Origin of the sequence: Bradyrhizobium tropiciagri, from assembly GCF_001189845.1 — a bacterium.
In the GTDB taxonomy this organism is placed as follows: Bacteria; Pseudomonadota; Alphaproteobacteria; order Rhizobiales; family Xanthobacteraceae; genus Bradyrhizobium; species Bradyrhizobium tropiciagri.
This window is the reverse complement of the sequence record NZ_LFLZ01000019.1, coordinates 94981-110420: the sequence shown is the minus strand read 5'-3', so window position 1 is coordinate 110420 and position 15440 is coordinate 94981. Positions and strand designations below refer to the sequence as shown.

At 64.6% G+C, this 15440-nt stretch carries 13 protein-coding genes and 2 pseudogenes; 1 reads left to right on the top strand and 14 read right to left on the bottom strand.

The features are described 5' to 3' along the window. Positions 1–6: 6 nt before the first annotated feature. The 12 genes and pseudogenes from urtB to AKN84_RS17405 form a co-directional block, all read right to left on the bottom strand. Positions 7–876 carry an urea ABC transporter permease subunit UrtB gene (gene urtB / locus AKN84_RS17455; protein ID WP_050421905.1) on the bottom strand — a complete coding sequence of 290 codons (870 nt, stop codon included), beginning with the start codon at positions 874–876 and terminating at the stop codon, positions 7–9. 127 nt (positions 877–1003) lie between these two features. Beyond that, positions 1004–2254 carry a transporter substrate-binding domain-containing protein gene (locus AKN84_RS17450; protein WP_050421904.1) on the bottom strand — a complete coding sequence of 417 codons (1251 nt, stop codon included), beginning with the start codon at positions 2252–2254 and terminating at the stop codon, positions 1004–1006. A gap of 128 nt (positions 2255–2382) precedes the next feature. Continuing rightward, positions 2383–3024 (bottom strand): ANTAR domain-containing response regulator, encoded by a 642-nt coding sequence (locus AKN84_RS17445; protein ID WP_050421903.1) that lies wholly within the window; start codon positions 3022–3024, stop codon positions 2383–2385. Then, positions 3021–4175 carry a transporter substrate-binding domain-containing protein gene (locus AKN84_RS17440; RefSeq protein WP_050421928.1) on the bottom strand — a complete coding sequence of 385 codons (1155 nt, stop codon included), beginning with the start codon at positions 4173–4175 and terminating at the stop codon, positions 3021–3023. Before AKN84_RS17440 ends, AKN84_RS17445 begins: the two co-directional genes overlap by 4 nt. A 274-nt stretch (positions 4176–4449) precedes the next feature. Next, positions 4450–4899, bottom strand: a complete 450-nt coding sequence (locus AKN84_RS17435; protein WP_050421902.1) for a Zn-ribbon domain-containing OB-fold protein — start codon at positions 4897–4899, stop codon at positions 4450–4452. Beyond that, a complete protein-coding gene (locus AKN84_RS17430) occupies positions 4896–6092 on the bottom strand; it encodes a thiolase C-terminal domain-containing protein (RefSeq protein WP_050421901.1) in 1197 nt (398 codons plus the stop codon). Before AKN84_RS17430 ends, AKN84_RS17435 begins: the two co-directional genes overlap by 4 nt. Further along, a complete protein-coding gene (locus AKN84_RS17425) occupies positions 6089–7372 on the bottom strand; it encodes a CaiB/BaiF CoA transferase family protein (RefSeq protein ID WP_050421927.1) in 1284 nt (427 codons plus the stop codon). The genes AKN84_RS17430 and AKN84_RS17425 overlap by 4 nt, the downstream gene beginning before the upstream one ends. Positions 7373–7425: 53 nt before the next feature. After that, positions 7426–8648, bottom strand: a pseudogene (locus tag AKN84_RS17420) (ABC transporter substrate-binding protein). 24 nt (positions 8649–8672) lie between these two features. Beyond that, positions 8673–9620, bottom strand: coding sequence for a PDR/VanB family oxidoreductase (locus tag AKN84_RS17415; protein ID WP_050421900.1), 948 nt, complete (start codon positions 9618–9620; stop codon positions 8673–8675). Continuing rightward, complete coding sequence (locus tag AKN84_RS49115; RefSeq protein WP_244485227.1) at positions 9529–10482, bottom strand: hypothetical protein; 954 nt, start codon at positions 10480–10482, stop codon at positions 9529–9531. Before AKN84_RS49115 ends, AKN84_RS17415 begins: the two co-directional genes overlap by 92 nt. A 206-nt stretch (positions 10483–10688) precedes the next feature. Then, a pseudogene (locus tag AKN84_RS49110) lies at positions 10689–10952 on the bottom strand (Rieske 2Fe-2S domain-containing protein); the annotation flags it as partial. Between the two features lie 12 nt (positions 10953–10964). Next, positions 10965–11288 carry a hypothetical protein gene (locus AKN84_RS17405; protein WP_050421899.1) on the bottom strand — a complete coding sequence of 108 codons (324 nt, stop codon included), beginning with the start codon at positions 11286–11288 and terminating at the stop codon, positions 10965–10967. Between the two features lie 198 nt (positions 11289–11486). Here AKN84_RS17405 and AKN84_RS17400 point away from each other — a divergent pair, with 198 nt between their 5' ends. Beyond that, entirely contained in the window at positions 11487–11981 is a 495-nt protein-coding gene (locus AKN84_RS17400; RefSeq protein WP_050421898.1) for a MarR family winged helix-turn-helix transcriptional regulator, read from the top strand. A 16-nt stretch (positions 11982–11997) separates the two neighbouring features. Here AKN84_RS17400 and AKN84_RS17395 read toward each other — a convergent pair whose 3' ends face one another. Both AKN84_RS17395 and AKN84_RS17390 read right to left on the bottom strand, forming a co-directional pair. Next, positions 11998–13191, bottom strand: a complete 1194-nt coding sequence (locus tag AKN84_RS17395; RefSeq protein ID WP_050421897.1) for a CaiB/BaiF CoA transferase family protein — start codon at positions 13189–13191, stop codon at positions 11998–12000. 9 nt (positions 13192–13200) lie between these two features. Further along, entirely contained in the window at positions 13201–15435 is a 2235-nt protein-coding gene (locus AKN84_RS17390; RefSeq protein WP_050421896.1) for an acyl-CoA dehydrogenase family protein, read from the bottom strand. Positions 15436–15440 lie beyond the last annotated feature (5 nt).

The following is a 15440-nucleotide window of genomic DNA, read 5'->3' as shown; positions in this document are numbered from 1 at the left end:
TCTGTCTCAGGCCCGCACGCGTGCGGTGAAAAGCCCTTCGGGGCGGAAACGGATGAGGACGACGATGGCGAGCAGCACGATCGCCTTGGCGACCGTGTCGTTCTGCAGGAACGCGATGCCGCCGGAGAGCTCGCCGAGGATGAAGGCGCTCGCCACGGTGCCGGCGAGGCTCTGCACGCCGCCCAGCACGACCACCATGAAGGCATCGACGACATAACCGGTGCCCATATCGGGCGACACGCTCTTGAGCGGCGACACCAGCGCGCCGGCAAGACCCGCGAGGCCCGCACCGTAAGCAAATGTCAACGCGTAGACCCGTTTGGCGTTGATGCCGAACGAGGCGGCGACCGAGCGGTCCTGGATGATGGCACGCAGCTTCATCCCCACTGGCGTCCGGTTCATCAGCAACCAGGTTGCTCCGAACAGCGCGATCGACACCACGAACAGGAACACCCGATACGACGATATCGGGATGCCGAACACGTCCATGCTGTCTGACAGCGCCGGCGGCAGCTGCACGTAGCGCAGCTCGCTACCGACCGATAGCCGCACCGCCTGCTGCAGCATGATGCCGACGCCCCAGGTGGCGAGGATCGTATCGAGCGGCCGGTTGTTGAGCAGGCTCAGGACATAGCGTTCGATGACCCAGCCGAACGCGGCGACCACCAGGAAGATCGGAACCAGGCTCGCCAGCAGGCCGAGCCCGAGATAGGTGTGGAACACCCAGGCGGCATAGGCGCCGAGCATCACGAACTCGCCATGGGCGAGATTGATGATGCCCATCGAGCCGTAGATGATCGACAGGCCCAGCGCCACCAGCAGCAGGATCGACCCGATGCTGAGGCCGGTGACGATTTGTTCGATGAATTGGTCCACGTCGGGATCCGCTCTTCAATGTTCGTTTGCCGTGCCCTGCCCTCGCACGATGTGTGCGAGAAGCAGCATTCGTTACTGGAAGTTGGCCGCCGGCGCCGCACGCCGACGGCCTTCGTCAGCCCCGCCGTCAGCTCTTCTCGACCAGGCCCTTTTCGGTGCAGGACTGTCCGGGATAGGCCGCGTAAGGCACCGGCTTCAGCCACTCCTTGGCCTCGACGAGAATCTCGAACTGGCCGTTCGATTTGGCCTGCGCGATCTTCGGCCACAGCCAGGTGTGCAGGTTCTCCGGCTCGATCTCGACCTTGCCCTGCGGCGCAATCATGCTCTGGCCCTTGACCGCGTCGCGGATGTTCGGCGGCGTCAGATCGCTGGTGGCGAGCTTCTCGACCGCCTGCTTGAACAGATAGGTCTGGAAGTAGCAGGCCTCCGACACGAAGTGCGTCACCTTGTCGGCGCCCCAGCGCTTCTTGTAGGCCTCGACGAACTTCTCGTTCTCAGGCGACTTGTGCACCATGAAGTACGGCGCCGAGGTGAAGTGACCGGCGGCGGCCTCACCGCCCATCGCCGCGACCTCGTTCTCGGAGGTCGTCAGACTCGCCATCGGCATCTTCTCGGGATCGAGGCCGGCGGCCTTGTACTGACGATGCAGCGCGACCACGGAATCGCCGACCACGGTGGAGAAGATCACATTCGGCTGGGTCGAGCGGATCTTGTTGATCACCGAAGAGAATTCGGAATGGCCGAGCGGCACATATTCTTCCGCCACGACCTCGCCGCCGAGCTTCTCGAGCAGCTTCTTGCAGTAGTTGTTCTCTTCCTTCGGATAGATGTAATTGGAGCCGATCAGATAGAACTTCTTGCCGAACTTCTTGACCAGCCACGGCACGAACTCGTCCTGCTGCTGGTTCGGCACCGCGCCGGTGTAGATCACGTTCTTCGAGCACTCGCGGCCTTCATAGAGCGTCGGGTACCAATAGAGATTGTTCTGGCGCTCGAAGACCGGAAGCACCGCCTTGCGGCTCGCTGAGGTGTAGGAGCCGAACACGCTGACGCATTTGTCGCCGACGACGAGCTTGCGCGCCTTCTCCGAGAAGGTCGCCGGATCGGAGGCAGGATCCTCGACGATCGGCACGATCTTGCTGCCTTTGATGCCGCCGGCTGCGTTGATCTCCTCGATCGCGAGCAGCGTCGCCTTGTTGAGCGATTCCTCGATGATCGCGGTCGTTCCGGTCAGCGAGAACAGCACGCCGACCTTGATCTCGCCGCCGGCGGCGTAAGCGAGGTCGGCGTTCTTGATCCAGATGTGCGGCAGTCCGGCGCCGGCAAATGCACCGAGCGCCGCGGTATTCCTCAGCAAAGTCCGCCGTGAAATGCTCATCCCTTAGCTCCCTTCAGGACTGAAAAAACAAAAAGCCCTCCCGATGCGCGCTTACGCGAGCATTGGGAGGGCTTTGTTGCCGGTTGTGTCGAAGGCGGCGCTGTCGCCGCCGGCCCCGCTATTGGGGCTTACTGTTGATGATCGTAGCCAAGCAGTTCGAACGAGTCAACAATCGCCGCGGCGACTGCGCTTGCCGACACGCGACGATCCATCGCCTGCCGTCTGATGAAGCCATAGGCTTCGGTTTCCGGCATCTGCCGCGTCGCCATCAAGATCGCCTTGGCGCGCTCCACCGTGCGCATCGAGCGCAGATTGTCGTCAAGCTTCTCGATCTTGCTGCGCAGCCGCCGCTCGTAACCAAACTGGCTGCGCGCCAGCACGAGGCTCGACAGCACCGCATTCTGGGTGAACGGCCGCGGCAGCACGGCGTTCGGCGTCGCATGACACAGCGCGTCGGCGTGCACGGCTTCCGTTGCCGGCAGGATCACGACCAGCGCGGAGCGCGCATCGCCGGGAATCCACGGCAGGCGCCGCGCGAGGTCCGGCGAATATTCGCAATACACCACGTCGGCATCGGCCGGCACGCTTTCCGGCATCGGCCAGACCTGACGCACCCGCATCCGAAAGCGCTGCAATTCGCGCAGCAGCATGCCGACCTGATCGTCGACCGGTGCGACCACGACCGCCGAGAGATCGGCAAGTTCCTGAACCATGGTCTTGCGTCCGCCGACGTCTCGGCTCAGCGACGGCTTACGCGACTGCTCGTTCATTGGACGCTTCCTGTTTGCGTTGCACGACCATATCCGATCAGGAACGGATCCGCATGCACCGGCTCTTTTGATTGGCGGACGACATCGAACTGTCCCTGGCGGTTGGCGCGTCCGATCCGGGTCCACAGATCGGTATGGCCCGACATCGGGTTGACCGTGACCGCACCTTGCGGTGCATCAAAGCTGGTGCCGAACACCATGGAACGCAGCACTTCGGTGTCGAGCGAATTGACCTGCTCGAGCGCCTTCGCAAACAGATGCAGCTGGAAATAGGACGCCTCGGCGCACATGTTGGTCGAGATGTCGGCGCCGAACCGCTTCTTGAAGCGCTGCACGAACGCGTTGTTGGCGCTGCCCTCGACGCCCTGGAAATAGGATGCCGCGGTGACGTGCCCTTCGCCGACGTCGAAGCCCATGGCGGCGATTTCGGCTTCGGTCGTGGTCAGGCTGGCGATCGGGACCTGCTTCGGATCGAGCCCGACATTGGCATAGGCCTGATAGAGAAACACCGTGCCCTCGCCGACGACGGTCGAAAAGATCACGTCGGGCCTGACGCGCTTGATGTCCTGGATGATCGGCACGAAGTCCTGCCAGCGCGCGTAGACATTGACGTAGCGCTCGCCAACGACCGAGCCGCCGTTGCTCTTCAGCAGCTCCCGCATCACCCGGTTGGACTCGCGCGGATAGATGTAGTCCGAACCCACGAAATAGAATCGCGTTCCGAACGTATCCATCAGATAGCGGCACAGCGCGAGGCTGTTCTGATTCGGCGAGGCGCCGGTGTAGATGACGTTCGGCGACGCCTCGAACCCCTCATAGAGCGTCGGGTACCAAAGCAGGCCGTTCAGCCGTTCGACGACCGGCAGCACCGCCTTGCGGCTCGACGAGGTGTAGCAGCCGAATATAGTGCTGACCTGATCCTCGACCATCAACCGTTTGGCGTAGTGGCCATAAGCGGCCGAGTCCGAGCCGGGGTCGTAGGCGACGGGAACCAGTTCGCGGCCACAGACCCCGCCCGCTTCGTTCACCTCCTCGATCGCAAGCTGCGTGCCCTGATACTGGGTTTCCTCGATGACCGACATGAAGCCGGTTCGTGAAAACAGGACTCCTATCCGCCACGGAGCGGAGGTCGCTTGGGTAGGATTCGACATGATCAGGCCCTCGACAGAATTGGAGGGACGAGAGGGATTATTGTTCTTGTTGCTCTCGAACAGCATTGCCGGGAGCGGAAGATTGCATGTCGTCTGCCGCGAGACAAGGACCCTCGCAGCTCATCCTGTCAGCGACGCTGACGCGAAAGCAGGCAAACCGGATGTCACCCGCGACAGATCACAGGTGCAGCGGACCTTGGACCAGCCATCTCCGGTAGACGCGTGATCGATTGCCCGTATCGGGCGCAGGGATGGATAGTAACTCCGGGGAAACCTACGGCCGGCGCCATTGCAGCAAGGAGTAAGGCGGATCCTGCTCCGGGTGATGCTCGAAGACGCCTTCGACATCAGCGCCGATGGCAACCGTCTGTTCGGGATCGCCGAGCAGATTGCCGACCATGCGAACGCCGCCGGCATGCGGCAGTTCGACAAGCACCGCGATATAAGGTCCATGCCCTCTAAGCGCTGCATGCGACGGATGCCACGCGCGTTCCCAGCTGAAAATCCGGCCGCGCGGCTCGACCTCGATCCAGGCCGGGTCGAAGGCGTGGCAACGGTGACAGAGCCATTCGGGTCCGAATTGCCACGTGTTGCAGCGACCGCAGCGTTGCACCAGGAGCTTGCCCTGACGCAATCCCTCCCAGTAGGGCGCAGACAGGCCGTCCGGCTCTGCAACCGGAATCGGCAGACCTGCCGGGAGATAGCGCGTGCTCGGGTTGCTCATAGTGTGGCCTCCGACCCCAGAATGAGATTGCTCGCGGGGGAGACCATCGGACCTCCGATGACCAACGCGACGTCGCTGCGCCGTGCCTGGCTGGTCGACATGCCGCGCACCTGGCGAACTGCTTCCAGCACGAGCTCAAAACCGTGCATGTAGCATTCGGCGAGATTGCCGCCGCAGGTGTTGAGCGGCAGGGTCCCGGACGGCGCGATCAGGTTCTCGAAGGTCAGGAAGTCGTTGGCCTCCTCCGGCTTGAAGAAGCCGTGCTCCGCCAGCGCCATCACGACACCACCGGTGAAATTCTCGTACGCCTGGACCACGCCGACATCTGACGGCCCGACCCCGGCCATGCGGTAGAGATCGGGGGCAACGGTGCCGAAGCTCGCCGTGGCGTAGAGCGGCGCGTTGTGCGCTGTCGCCGCCGCGCGATGTCCGGATCCGAAGGCGGCACCGAGCAGATAGGCGGGCTTGCGCCGGAATTCGGTGGCGCGCTCCGCCGATACCAGCACCAGGGCCGCTGCGCCGTCATTTTCCATGCAGCAATCGTAGAGATGGAACGGTTCCACGATCCAGCGAGAGGCGTCGTACTTCTCGACATCCAGCGGCTTGCCGTGCATCACCGCGCGCGGATTGGCCTGGGCATGGTGATAGGAGGCCAGCGCAATCGCCCGCAACGCCTCTTGCCGTACGCCGTGCTCGTGCATGTAGCGCTGCACCCGCATGGCAAAGCGCTGCGGCGGCGCCAGCACACCATAAGGCATCAGGTAGGACCGCTCGCCCGACACCGTATGGATGCCACCCGCCTGTCCGAAGCGGCCATACTGGCCCTGCGCCAGCGAGCGGAACACCACGACACAATCGGCGAGGCCCGCGACGATCGCGGCCGCCGCATTGGCGACGGCAGCGCAACAACCGCCGCCTCCCCCGCCCCACTGCATGGTCGCCGAACGCAATCGATGCGTCCCCAGCGCCGCAGCCAGCCGCGACGCCTCGCTGCGATCGTCGCTGTAGGACGAGAACCCGTCGATCTCGCGCGGATCGAGGCCTGCATCCTCGCAAGCCGCCAGAATGGCCTTGAGCGCGAGCTTGAATTCCGGGTCGGGCGACGCGCCGTGGCAATAATATTGCGTCTCGCCGATCCCGATGACGGCGACACGGCCCCGCAGCGTCCGCTCGTCCATCGTCCGCGCCGTCACGGCTTGGCATCCTGTCGCGAGGGCTGGCTGCCGAACGCTCCGTCTTTGGCGAGGCGCGCGATCTCCGCCTCGTCGTAACTGAGCAAGTCGCGCAGCACGTTTTCGGTATGCTGCCCAACGGCGGGCGCCGCAACGGGATCGACGATCGGCGTCCGCGAATAGCGGATCGGCAGGTTCACGTTCGGCACCCAGCCCACCGTCTCGTGCGGGATCCTTGTGACAATCCCGCGCTCCCTCGCCTCCGGCGAGCGGATCGCCTCGCTGACGGTGCGCACCTGGCCGCAGGGCACGCCGGCCGCGCGCATGCGCGACTGCCAGTGCGACCACGGCTGCCGGGCAAAGGCGTCGCCGAGAATCGCGAACAATTCCTCACGCCGACGGATTCGATCGGGTCCGGTTGCATAGATCTCGGCCGCCGCGAGATCCTCGCGCTCGAGCACCTGCGCCATCAGGCGCTGGAAGATCTTGTCATTGCCGCAGTTGATATAGAACGAGCAGTCGCTCGCCAGGAACACGCCCGACGGACAGGTGTCCGGACTGGTATTGCCGCTGCGCTTTGGATCCGCATTGTTGAAGAGCGACTGCATGGTCGCGTAACCGGTCATCAGGACGGCATTCTCGAACAGCGACACCTCGATGGCCTGGCCCTGCCCGCCGCGCTCGCGCGCGAACAACGCACCAAGGATCGCATTGCTGGCCATCATCGCGGTGCTGATGTCCATCACCGGCGACAGAGCCCGCACCCCCTCCCGGTCGGCATAGCCGTTCATCGAGACGAAGCCGCTCTCGACCTGGGCGATCGGATCGAAGCCGAGCCGATCGGAGAACGCGCCGTCACGGCCGTAGGCCGACACCGAGCAATAGATGATCTCGGGTTTGATCTTGCGGCAGCTCTCATAATCTAGACCGAGCCGCGCCATCACGCTCGCCGAAAAGTTCTCGACGAGGACATCAGCCGTCGCGATCAGCTCACGCGCGACCTTCAGGCCCTCGGGCGACTTGAGATCGAGGGCGACGCTGCGCTTGTTGCGGTTGGTCCAGAGGAACGGCGCACCGTGCCTGAGATCGGGATGCACCGGGGGATAACGGCGCAAATCGTCCCCGCGACCGGGCGCCTCGATCTTGATCACCTCGGCGCCCATGTCAGCCAGGATCATGGTCGCAAACGGTCCGGCGATGAAATGCGAGAAATCGATTACCCGGACCCCCTCGAGCGCCCTGGGCGCATCGACGTGGCGCGGCGTGTGCTCGGGGAAATCGGCTTCGAGCTGGTCCAGCATCGGCATATCCGTTGGTTTGAGACGTGTTGATCCGCGGATCGCGGCCGTGGTCGTCAATTGCTCTTCGGTGACTCGACGAGCGAGCAACCGCCCTGGTCGAGCGGCCGGAACGCTTCCGGCCCTGTCAGCACGCCGACCTGCTCGAGCAGATCCCACTTGCTCTTCGACGCATTCGGGCTCTTCACCTTGAAGATGTACATGTTGTGAATGGCACGGCCGTCGGCGCGCACCACGACCGGCCCGAACAAGCCGTCGTCGATCGGCGTCTCCTTCAGCCTCTGGATCACCGCCGGCGCGTCGTTGGTTCCCGCGGCCTGTGCCGCGTTCAGATAGGCCAGCACCGAGGAATAGACGCCGGCGTGGAAGGCAGTCGGCGATTGCCCATGCTGCCGCTCGCTGAATTTGGCCGACCAGGCGCGGCTGGCATCATTGAGATCCCAGTAGAACGGTTGGGTGATGATCAGTCCCTCCCCGACTGCAAGCCCGCTGGATTCGACGTCGTTGGTGGTGGTGAGCAGCGCCGCGAAAGTGCGTCCGCTCTGCTTCAGCCCGAACTCGGCGGATTGCTTGATCAGGCTGACGGTGTCGCCGCCGGCGGTCGCGAACGCGATCACGTCGCGCCCGAGCTATCGGCCTGCAGGATGAACGAGGCATAGTCCGCATTGTTGATCGGCACATTGACCGAGCCGAGGACGGTGCCGCCGCCGGCGCCGATCACCGCCGTGCCGTCGCGCACCATCGACTTGCCGAGCGCATTGTCGGTGGCGATGAAGTACCATTTCTTGCCGCCGTGGCGCACGAGATAGGCACCGATGGTGTGCGAGGCGGCCCAGGTATCGAACGTCCATTGAATCGTGTTGGGCGAGCAGTATTTCCCGGTCAGGTCGGACGATGCCGCGCTCGATGCGATCAGCGCAGCCTTGCTGCCGCGCACGACCTCGTTGACGGCGAGCCCGACGGCCGAGTTCGGCACGTCGGCGACCGCATCGACCTTCTCCTGGTCAATCCAGCGCCGCGCGATCGCGGCGCCGACATCCGCCTTGTTCTGATGATCGGCCGAGACGATCTCGACCTTGAAATCGGGATGCAGCCGCATGAAGTCCTCGGCCGCCATCTTTGCCGCCGTCACCGAACCTTCGCCGGCATTGTCCGAATAAGGGCCGGACGCGTCGTTGAGCACGCCGATCTTCAAAGAGCGCGCCGCGTCCGCCGACACGGGCGAGCTGGCGCAAAGGGCCAGAAAGGAGATTCCGATAACACGCGAAAGATACTTCATTGGTTCCACCCGTGGATATTGTTCTTAGAGATCGAGCACGAGCGTGCGGGACCTGGCGCCCGAGCAGCAGATCATTACGCTCTTGTTCGCCGCCCGCTCTTCCTCGCTCAGAAACTGGTCGCGATGGTCGGGTATGCCCTCGAGCACGCGCGTCTCGCAGGTGCCGCAGACACCTTCGGTGCAGGCGTAGTTCGCAGCGATGCCGGCATCCAGCAACGCGTCGAGGATGGTCTTGCCGGCCTCGACCGCAATGGTGCGATTGCTTCGCGCAAGCTTGACCTCGAAGCCGCCATCAGTCGCCGGAGCTTCCCGCGCCTTGAAATACTCGACATGCACGTGATTGGCCGGGCGGCCGGCCGTCGCCGCCTCGAATGCCGCGAGCATGGGCACCGGACCGCAACAGTAGAGATGCGCGTGAGCCGGCGCGTTCCTGACGATCGCCGGGAGATCGAAAACCCGTCCTGATCGCTCGTCGTCGAAATCGAGATGTACCCTCGATCGATACGAGCCGAGCTCGTCGAGAAATGCGGCCGCCGCGCGCGTCCTTGTGGCGTAGAACAGCTCCCAGCGCCGTTCGAGCGCTTGCAGGCGCCGGATCATTGACAGCAGCGGCGTGATGCCGATCCCGCCGGCGATCAGGACCGAATTCTCGGCTTCTTCATGAAGCGCGAAGTTGTTGCGCGGCATCGAGATCGTCATGACGTCCCCGACCCTGACGGTGTCGTGAACGAAGCTGGAGCCGCCGCGGCTCTCGGCATCCTTGTTGACCGCGATGACATACCGATGCCGCTCGCGCTGGTCGTTGACCAGCGAGTAGCTGCGGATCAAGTCATTCGGTAGATGCAGGTCGACATGGCTGCCGGCCGTGAACGGGGCCAGCTCATTGCCTGTCCGCGCGATCAGCTCGTAGGAATTGATCCGCTCGGCCTCGTAGCCGATGCGCTTGACCAGCGCCTGCTGGGTGTCGGCCATATGGCCGGATGCGTTCACAGCTCGTACCCGAAATCGGCACCGAGCTTCGCCCGCATGAACGGCGCGCGACATCGACCCAGGAATCCTCCGGCGGCAGCCGCAGCGACACCGCCCGTACCATGAACACGTCGGGATCCGAGACCCCCTTGGGCTTGATCGCGTGATCACGATAGGCGCCGAGCGCCTCCAGGATGAAGCGCCGTGTCATCGCGATGCCGGTATCGCTCGAGCAGAGCGTCTCCTTGGTGCGATCGAAGATCGGCGACACGCCGCTCTGGCAGGCTCCGTCCTGCACCCAGAGCCCCGGCAGGCCCGAGAACCAGGAGGTCCGCTGCGCCTCGTAGTCGAATTGAAAGCCGTTCTGCGGATTGTATTTGGTCCAGTAGCCGGCATACGGCACCGTCGGCGGATGCTGCACCAGCGCGTGGCGGCTGGCATGCCCGCTCTCGCGGCCCTTGTGTCCTTCGGCGAACACCTGCCGCGTCTTCTCCAGCAGCGGCTCCGACGGATGATAGGAGAACATGATGCAGAGTGTGTTCTCGTCATCGATCGGCACCCAGGCGTGCCCGCTCAAATCTGGGAACGGCGAGAGTGGCGGCACCAGCGTATAGAACGGCAGCAGGAACTGGTTGACGCGCCAATACAGCGTGTTGGCATCATAGTTGCGCCGCGCGGCGATGCTCATGCCGAAGTCCTGCTTGATGCATTCGAAGGTCGGCCGCAGGTCGCGCTTCTGGATCCAGGCGCTCGTGGTGCCCTGCGCATCCAGCCGCCCGTGCAACAGTGGTGCGTGCGCGGAGTCGATCTCGCCCTCCACCGCCTGCAGCCAATTGCACTCCTGGACGCGAACCGAGATGTGCACCTGCTCCGCCGGCACCAGATTCCATTCGAGGTTCGGCAGCGGCGCAGCTCAGCCTGGTCGGGACCCATATAGGTCCAGATCATCCCGTTGCGTTCCTTGCAGGGATAGGCCTTGATCCGCACCCGCTCCTTGAGGCGGCTGCGCACCGGCTCCGCCGGCATGTCCGTCACCGTGCCGGTGACGTCGAACTTCCAGCCGTGATAGACGCAGCGCAGCCCGCAATCCTCGTTTCGTGCGAAGATCAGCGGCGCACCGCGATGCGGGCAAGCCTGATCGACCAACCCGACGCGGCCCTCGGTGTCGCGGAACGCGACCAGATCCTCGCCGAGCAGCCTGATCCGCTTCGGCTGTCCGTCCTTGGCAAGGTCCGCCGACGGCAGGAAGGGAATCCAGTACAGGCGAAACAGATCGCCGAGCGGCGTGCCCTTGCCGACCCTCACCAGGCGTTCATTGTCTTCGCGCGAGAGCATGGCTTGCCTCCTTCAATTGCGGGTGGTCGGGGCTGCCGCGCCGAGAAGCGCGGCGACACGGTCGGACAGTCCGAGATCCCTTGCGGTCCAAAGCGGGTCGGATGCGGCGAGCGGCTTGCGCGGAATCGGGGGCTGCTTGCCCTCCTCCACCAGCTTGACGATCAATTCGATGCGCCGCCGCTCGAGCTCCCGCAATGCGTCCTCGACGACGGCGGCTTCCGCCGTGCATCCCGGCAGCTCCGGATAGGCAAGCCGAACCCGCCACTGCCCCGGCTCGGTTTCGACCGCCTCGGCCTCAAGCAGATAGGGAATCGACAGCAGCTCACGCAGGTCCAAGTTCAACCTCCCTGAACGACGTCTTCGCATCGCCATTTGATACGTATACGTACTGTATTGACGAGCGGCTGACAAGGGCCGAAAGCCATTGCACCGCGCCGGGAACAGGCCGGGGTGCGATTGACCGCAGGGTTGAGGACGTCAAGCCAAGCTGCTAACGGCTAGCGCGAATTCGTGAAATCGGGATCGAACAACGGCATGGCAGCCGACAAGGCAAGGAAGACCGGCTCGGCCGCAGACGTTGCTCGCGACTGGCAGCTGGAAGGCGGCATCGGATTTCTGCTGCGGCTGCTGGAGGCCCGCTACGACGGGCTCTATCAAAGCATGACGCGCCAGAGCGACATCACGCCGCGGCAGTTCGGCGTGCTGATGGCGCTGTACCAATTGGGTCCGCTCACCCCCTCCGTGCTGGCGGACCGGATCAGTTGCGACCGCAACACGCTCAGCGAAATGCTGAAGCGGATGGTGGCGCGCCGGCTGGTCGCGAAGAAGGACAATCCCGACGACCGCCGCTCGCTCCAGGTGCAGATCACCGCCAAGGGCGAGGAAGCGCTGCTGGCCGTGATCCCGGCCGCCGCGCAGCTGCAAGAGATCATGCTGGCGCCGCTGCGCAAGGAAGATCGCGCGCATTTCCTGAAATGCCTGCTGGCGATCGCGAAGGCTCCGCCGCCGGACGCGTCGTCCGACACCTGAGATCACGGGCGTCCGCCTAGGCCTGCGCCTTCCCAAATGTGCCCGCAGCCACGAGCGCCGCGATTGCATCCGGCGACAATCCGAGGATCCGCGACAGCACATCGTCCCGCTGCGCGCCGATCCCGGGGACCTGACTTCCCATCGGCGTATCGGCCCCGGACATCTGCCATGGCGCATTGACGCCGACGAAGTCGCCGGCGCCATCCAAGACCGTCGCAAACACACCACGCTCGCGCAAATGGGCATCGGTCAGCGCCGCGCCCGGCGTCCGGTATTCGGCGCAGGGAACACCGGCGCGATCCAGCGCCGTGATGCACTCGGCGACGGTGTGGCACTCGGTCCATTGCTCGATCACCTGCATCATGGCAGTCCAATTGGCGCCGCGCGCCGGAATGGTCGCAAAGCGCGGATCGTTCGCCAGCTCTTCCTGTCCGGTGACCTCGCAGAGCGCGGCAAAATTGCGCGGCGTCACCGGGGCGATCAGGATATCGCCGTCGCGGGTGCGGACCGGCCCATAAGTCGGACGCGGCGCGCGGATCGGGAATTGCGCTTCCTGAAGCTCATAGACCAACAGGTTGAGCATGCAGTCCATCAAGGCCACGTCGACGCGCTGCCCCTTCCCGGTGCGTTCACGCTGAACCATCGCGGTCTGAATCGCGGAATAGCCGAAGATGCCGCCAAGAATGTCGGCGACAAAGATCGCTCCTGCCGCGGGACGCTCCCGGTCGCCGGCATAGCGCATCAGCGAGGTATCGAATCCGCTCTCGGCGTGCACGATCATCGCGTAAGCCGCACGCTCGGCGGCGGGGCCCGTCTGTCCATAGCCCGAGATCGAGCAATAGATCAGGCGCGGATTGATCTCGCGCAGCGCCTCATAGCCAAGGCCGAGCCGGTCCATCACACCGGGGCGGAAATTCTCGACGAGAATGTCCGCTTCCGCGACCATGCGATGCACGAGCTTGATGGCGTCGGCGTTCTTCAGGTCGAGCGCCAGGCTGCGCTTGCCGGCATTGAGCTGGCCGAAATAGGTGCTGTGGCCGTCGCGCAGCGGAGTTCGCAGCCGCATGTCGTCGCCCTCCGGCGGCTCGATCTTGATGACCTCGGCGCCGACATCGGCGAGCAACCGCGCGCAATACGGCCCCGCCACCATGATGGAAAAATCCAGCACCCGCACCCCGGCGAGCGGCGCTCTGTCGCCATCCTTCTGCATCGATCTCTCCTATCTCGGCAGCCCGAGCGCGCGTTGCGCGATCAGGCTGCGCTGGATCTCGTTGGTCCCGATGCTGATGACCCACATCAGCGAATGCCGCAGGTTTTGCTCGAAGCGGCCGTTGTCGATCGCGCCCGGCATCTGTTCGGACAGCGCGGCGCGCATCCCGAGAATATCGAGCGCAGCCTCGCCGAAACGTTCCATCAGCTCTCCGGAAAACACCTTGCTGATCGCGCCATACTCCGGCGGCGTGACGCCGTCGGCGCCGAGCTCGGCACAGTGCATCATCAGGAGACGGCCGATCTCGATCTCCGATGCCAAGGTCGCCATTCTGTCGCGGACGATCGGGTCATCGGCAAGGGACCGACCACTGTGCTTCGCCATCACATGCGAACGCAGCTGCTCGAAGGCGTGCGCGACCTTCAGGACGATGCCGCCGCCGACCAGCCCTCGCTCGAACGCCAGAGCGCCGGTCAGCACCTTCCAGCCGCCATTGACCTCGCCGACCAGGTTTTCGGCGGGAATGCGGACATTGTCGTAGAAGATATTGGCGAACGTGCCGTCATACATCGTAGCGGACGGCCGGATCGTGATGCCCGGTGCATCCATCGGCACGATGAACATGCTGATGCCGGCATGCGGCGGCTTGGCGTCCTTGTCGGTTCGCGCGGCGAGGAACATGTATTTGCCCCACCAGGTGGTGGTCCAGATCTTCTGGCCATTGATCACCCAGTGCTCGCCGTCCCTGACGGCGCTGGTGCGCAGCGCCGCGAGGTCCGAGCCAGCCTGCGGCTCGCTGTAACCCATGCCGTGCATGGCTTCGCCACGCAGAATCTCCGGAAGATATTTCCGCTGCTGCTCTGCCGTGCCGAACATCATCAGCGCGTTGGCCTGGATCGCGGCGCCGGTCCGCGGCGCCTCGCCCTGCTCCATCGTCTCCATGAAGGCGATCTGCTCCAGCGGAGAGCGTGCCTGGCCGCCGAATTGCGCCGGCCATCCGAGGCCGATCCATCCCGTTTCGCCGATATCGCGGGCGAAGCCGACATCGAACTCGCGCTTGGCGAACGGCCTCCGGTCGAACGCCTGCTTCGCCTCCCCGGCCCAGTTCTGCTCCAGCCAGAGCCGAACCTGCTCACGAAACGCGTTCCCGGCGGATCCGAGGTCGTATTGCGGCAGCCCGTCGCCGCCGGCATCCAAGAGCCGCGCGGCCAACCTGCGTTTTGCATCCGACGCGCCGCCGAGCGCGACCGTATCGAGATGCACGCGCTTGAAGTGGATCGGCGCTTCGTGCTCCTCGGCATAGCCGATCGCGCCGAACGTATGCTGGGTCTCCAGCGCGACTTGCCGCAGCGCGTTGCCGGAGAATGCCGATGCGCAATCGGCGAAGTAGCGCCAGTCGCCGTTGCCGCCGTCATGCAATCTCGCGGTGTGATCGAGGATCAAACTGACGCCTTCGAGCGCGATCAGGCAATTTGCCAGCTTGTGCTGGATCGCCTGGAACTTGCCGATCGGTTGCCCGAACTGGTGCCGTTCCCCGGCGTAGTCCACCGCGAGCTCAATCGCGCGCCGCGCCGCGCCGTAGGCGCGCGCGGTCAACATCGCCTTACCCTTTATGCGGAGATCGTCGAGATCGACCGTGCCTACGGGAATACGTGTGAGCGGTGCCGCGTTCAGCCGAACCTCGTAGAGCCCCCACGCCCCCATCGCACGGGCCGCGACGCATTCGACACCGGGACCGCAGAGATCGATCAGCGCAAGATGGGCCTGGTCGAGCGCGACCAGAAGGTGCGTGGCGCTCCCAGCAGCCTCGACAAAGCGAAGCACGCCTGTTGCCCGGAAGTCGGCGACCTCAACCGAGCCCGTGCCAACGTCGGGATCCTGAGCGCCGAACGAGAAGGCGACGATCGCGTCCCCCGAATGCAGCCGCTCCACGAGATCCGCCACGACGTCGACCTGCGATCCAGCGATCGCAAGGTTGGCGAGCGCGGCGGACCACATCGGCGCCGGGCAGCCAGCCCGGCCAAGCTCGGTCATGACGACGAGAATTTCGGCGAGCCCGCCTTCGCCCGCTTCCGCGCCGACGGCAGCTACGCCCTGCCCGACCAGCTTGTGCCAGATCGCCGATATCTCGTCCGGCGAAGACGACGCCGTCGCGCCGCGCGGACGCCAATGCTCGTCGAGGAATCCACGTATGGATTCCCGCAGCATCGCCGTGACATCGTCCGGCTGTTCGGTCGCCGTCATCGCGC

Bases quoted from the DNA above. Each gene is read 5' to 3' on its own strand.
- AKN84_RS17415 (WP_050421900.1), bottom strand. From the start codon at position 9,620: ATGGCCGACACCCAGCAGGCGCTGGTCAAGCGCATCGGCTACGAGGCC.
- AKN84_RS17445 (WP_050421903.1), bottom strand. From the start codon at position 3,024: ATGAACGAGCAGTCGCGTAAGCCGTCGCTGAGCCGAGACGTCGGCGGA.
- AKN84_RS17450 (WP_050421904.1), bottom strand. From the start codon at position 2,254: ATGAGCATTTCACGGCGGACTTTGCTGAGGAATACCGCGGCGCTCGGT.
- AKN84_RS17435 (WP_050421902.1), bottom strand. From the start codon at position 4,899: ATGAGCAACCCGAGCACGCGCTATCTCCCGGCAGGTCTGCCGATTCCG.
- AKN84_RS17390 (WP_050421896.1), bottom strand. From the start codon at position 15,435: ATGACGGCGACCGAACAGCCGGACGATGTCACGGCGATGCTGCGGGAA.
- AKN84_RS17395 (WP_050421897.1), bottom strand. From the start codon at position 13,191: ATGCAGAAGGATGGCGACAGAGCGCCGCTCGCCGGGGTGCGGGTGCTG.
- AKN84_RS17425 (WP_050421927.1), bottom strand. From the start codon at position 7,372: ATGCTGGACCAGCTCGAAGCCGATTTCCCCGAGCACACGCCGCGCCAC.
- AKN84_RS17440 (WP_050421928.1), bottom strand. From the start codon at position 4,175: ATGTCGAATCCTACCCAAGCGACCTCCGCTCCGTGGCGGATAGGAGTC.
- AKN84_RS17400 (WP_050421898.1), top strand. From the start codon at position 11,487: ATGGCAGCCGACAAGGCAAGGAAGACCGGCTCGGCCGCAGACGTTGCT.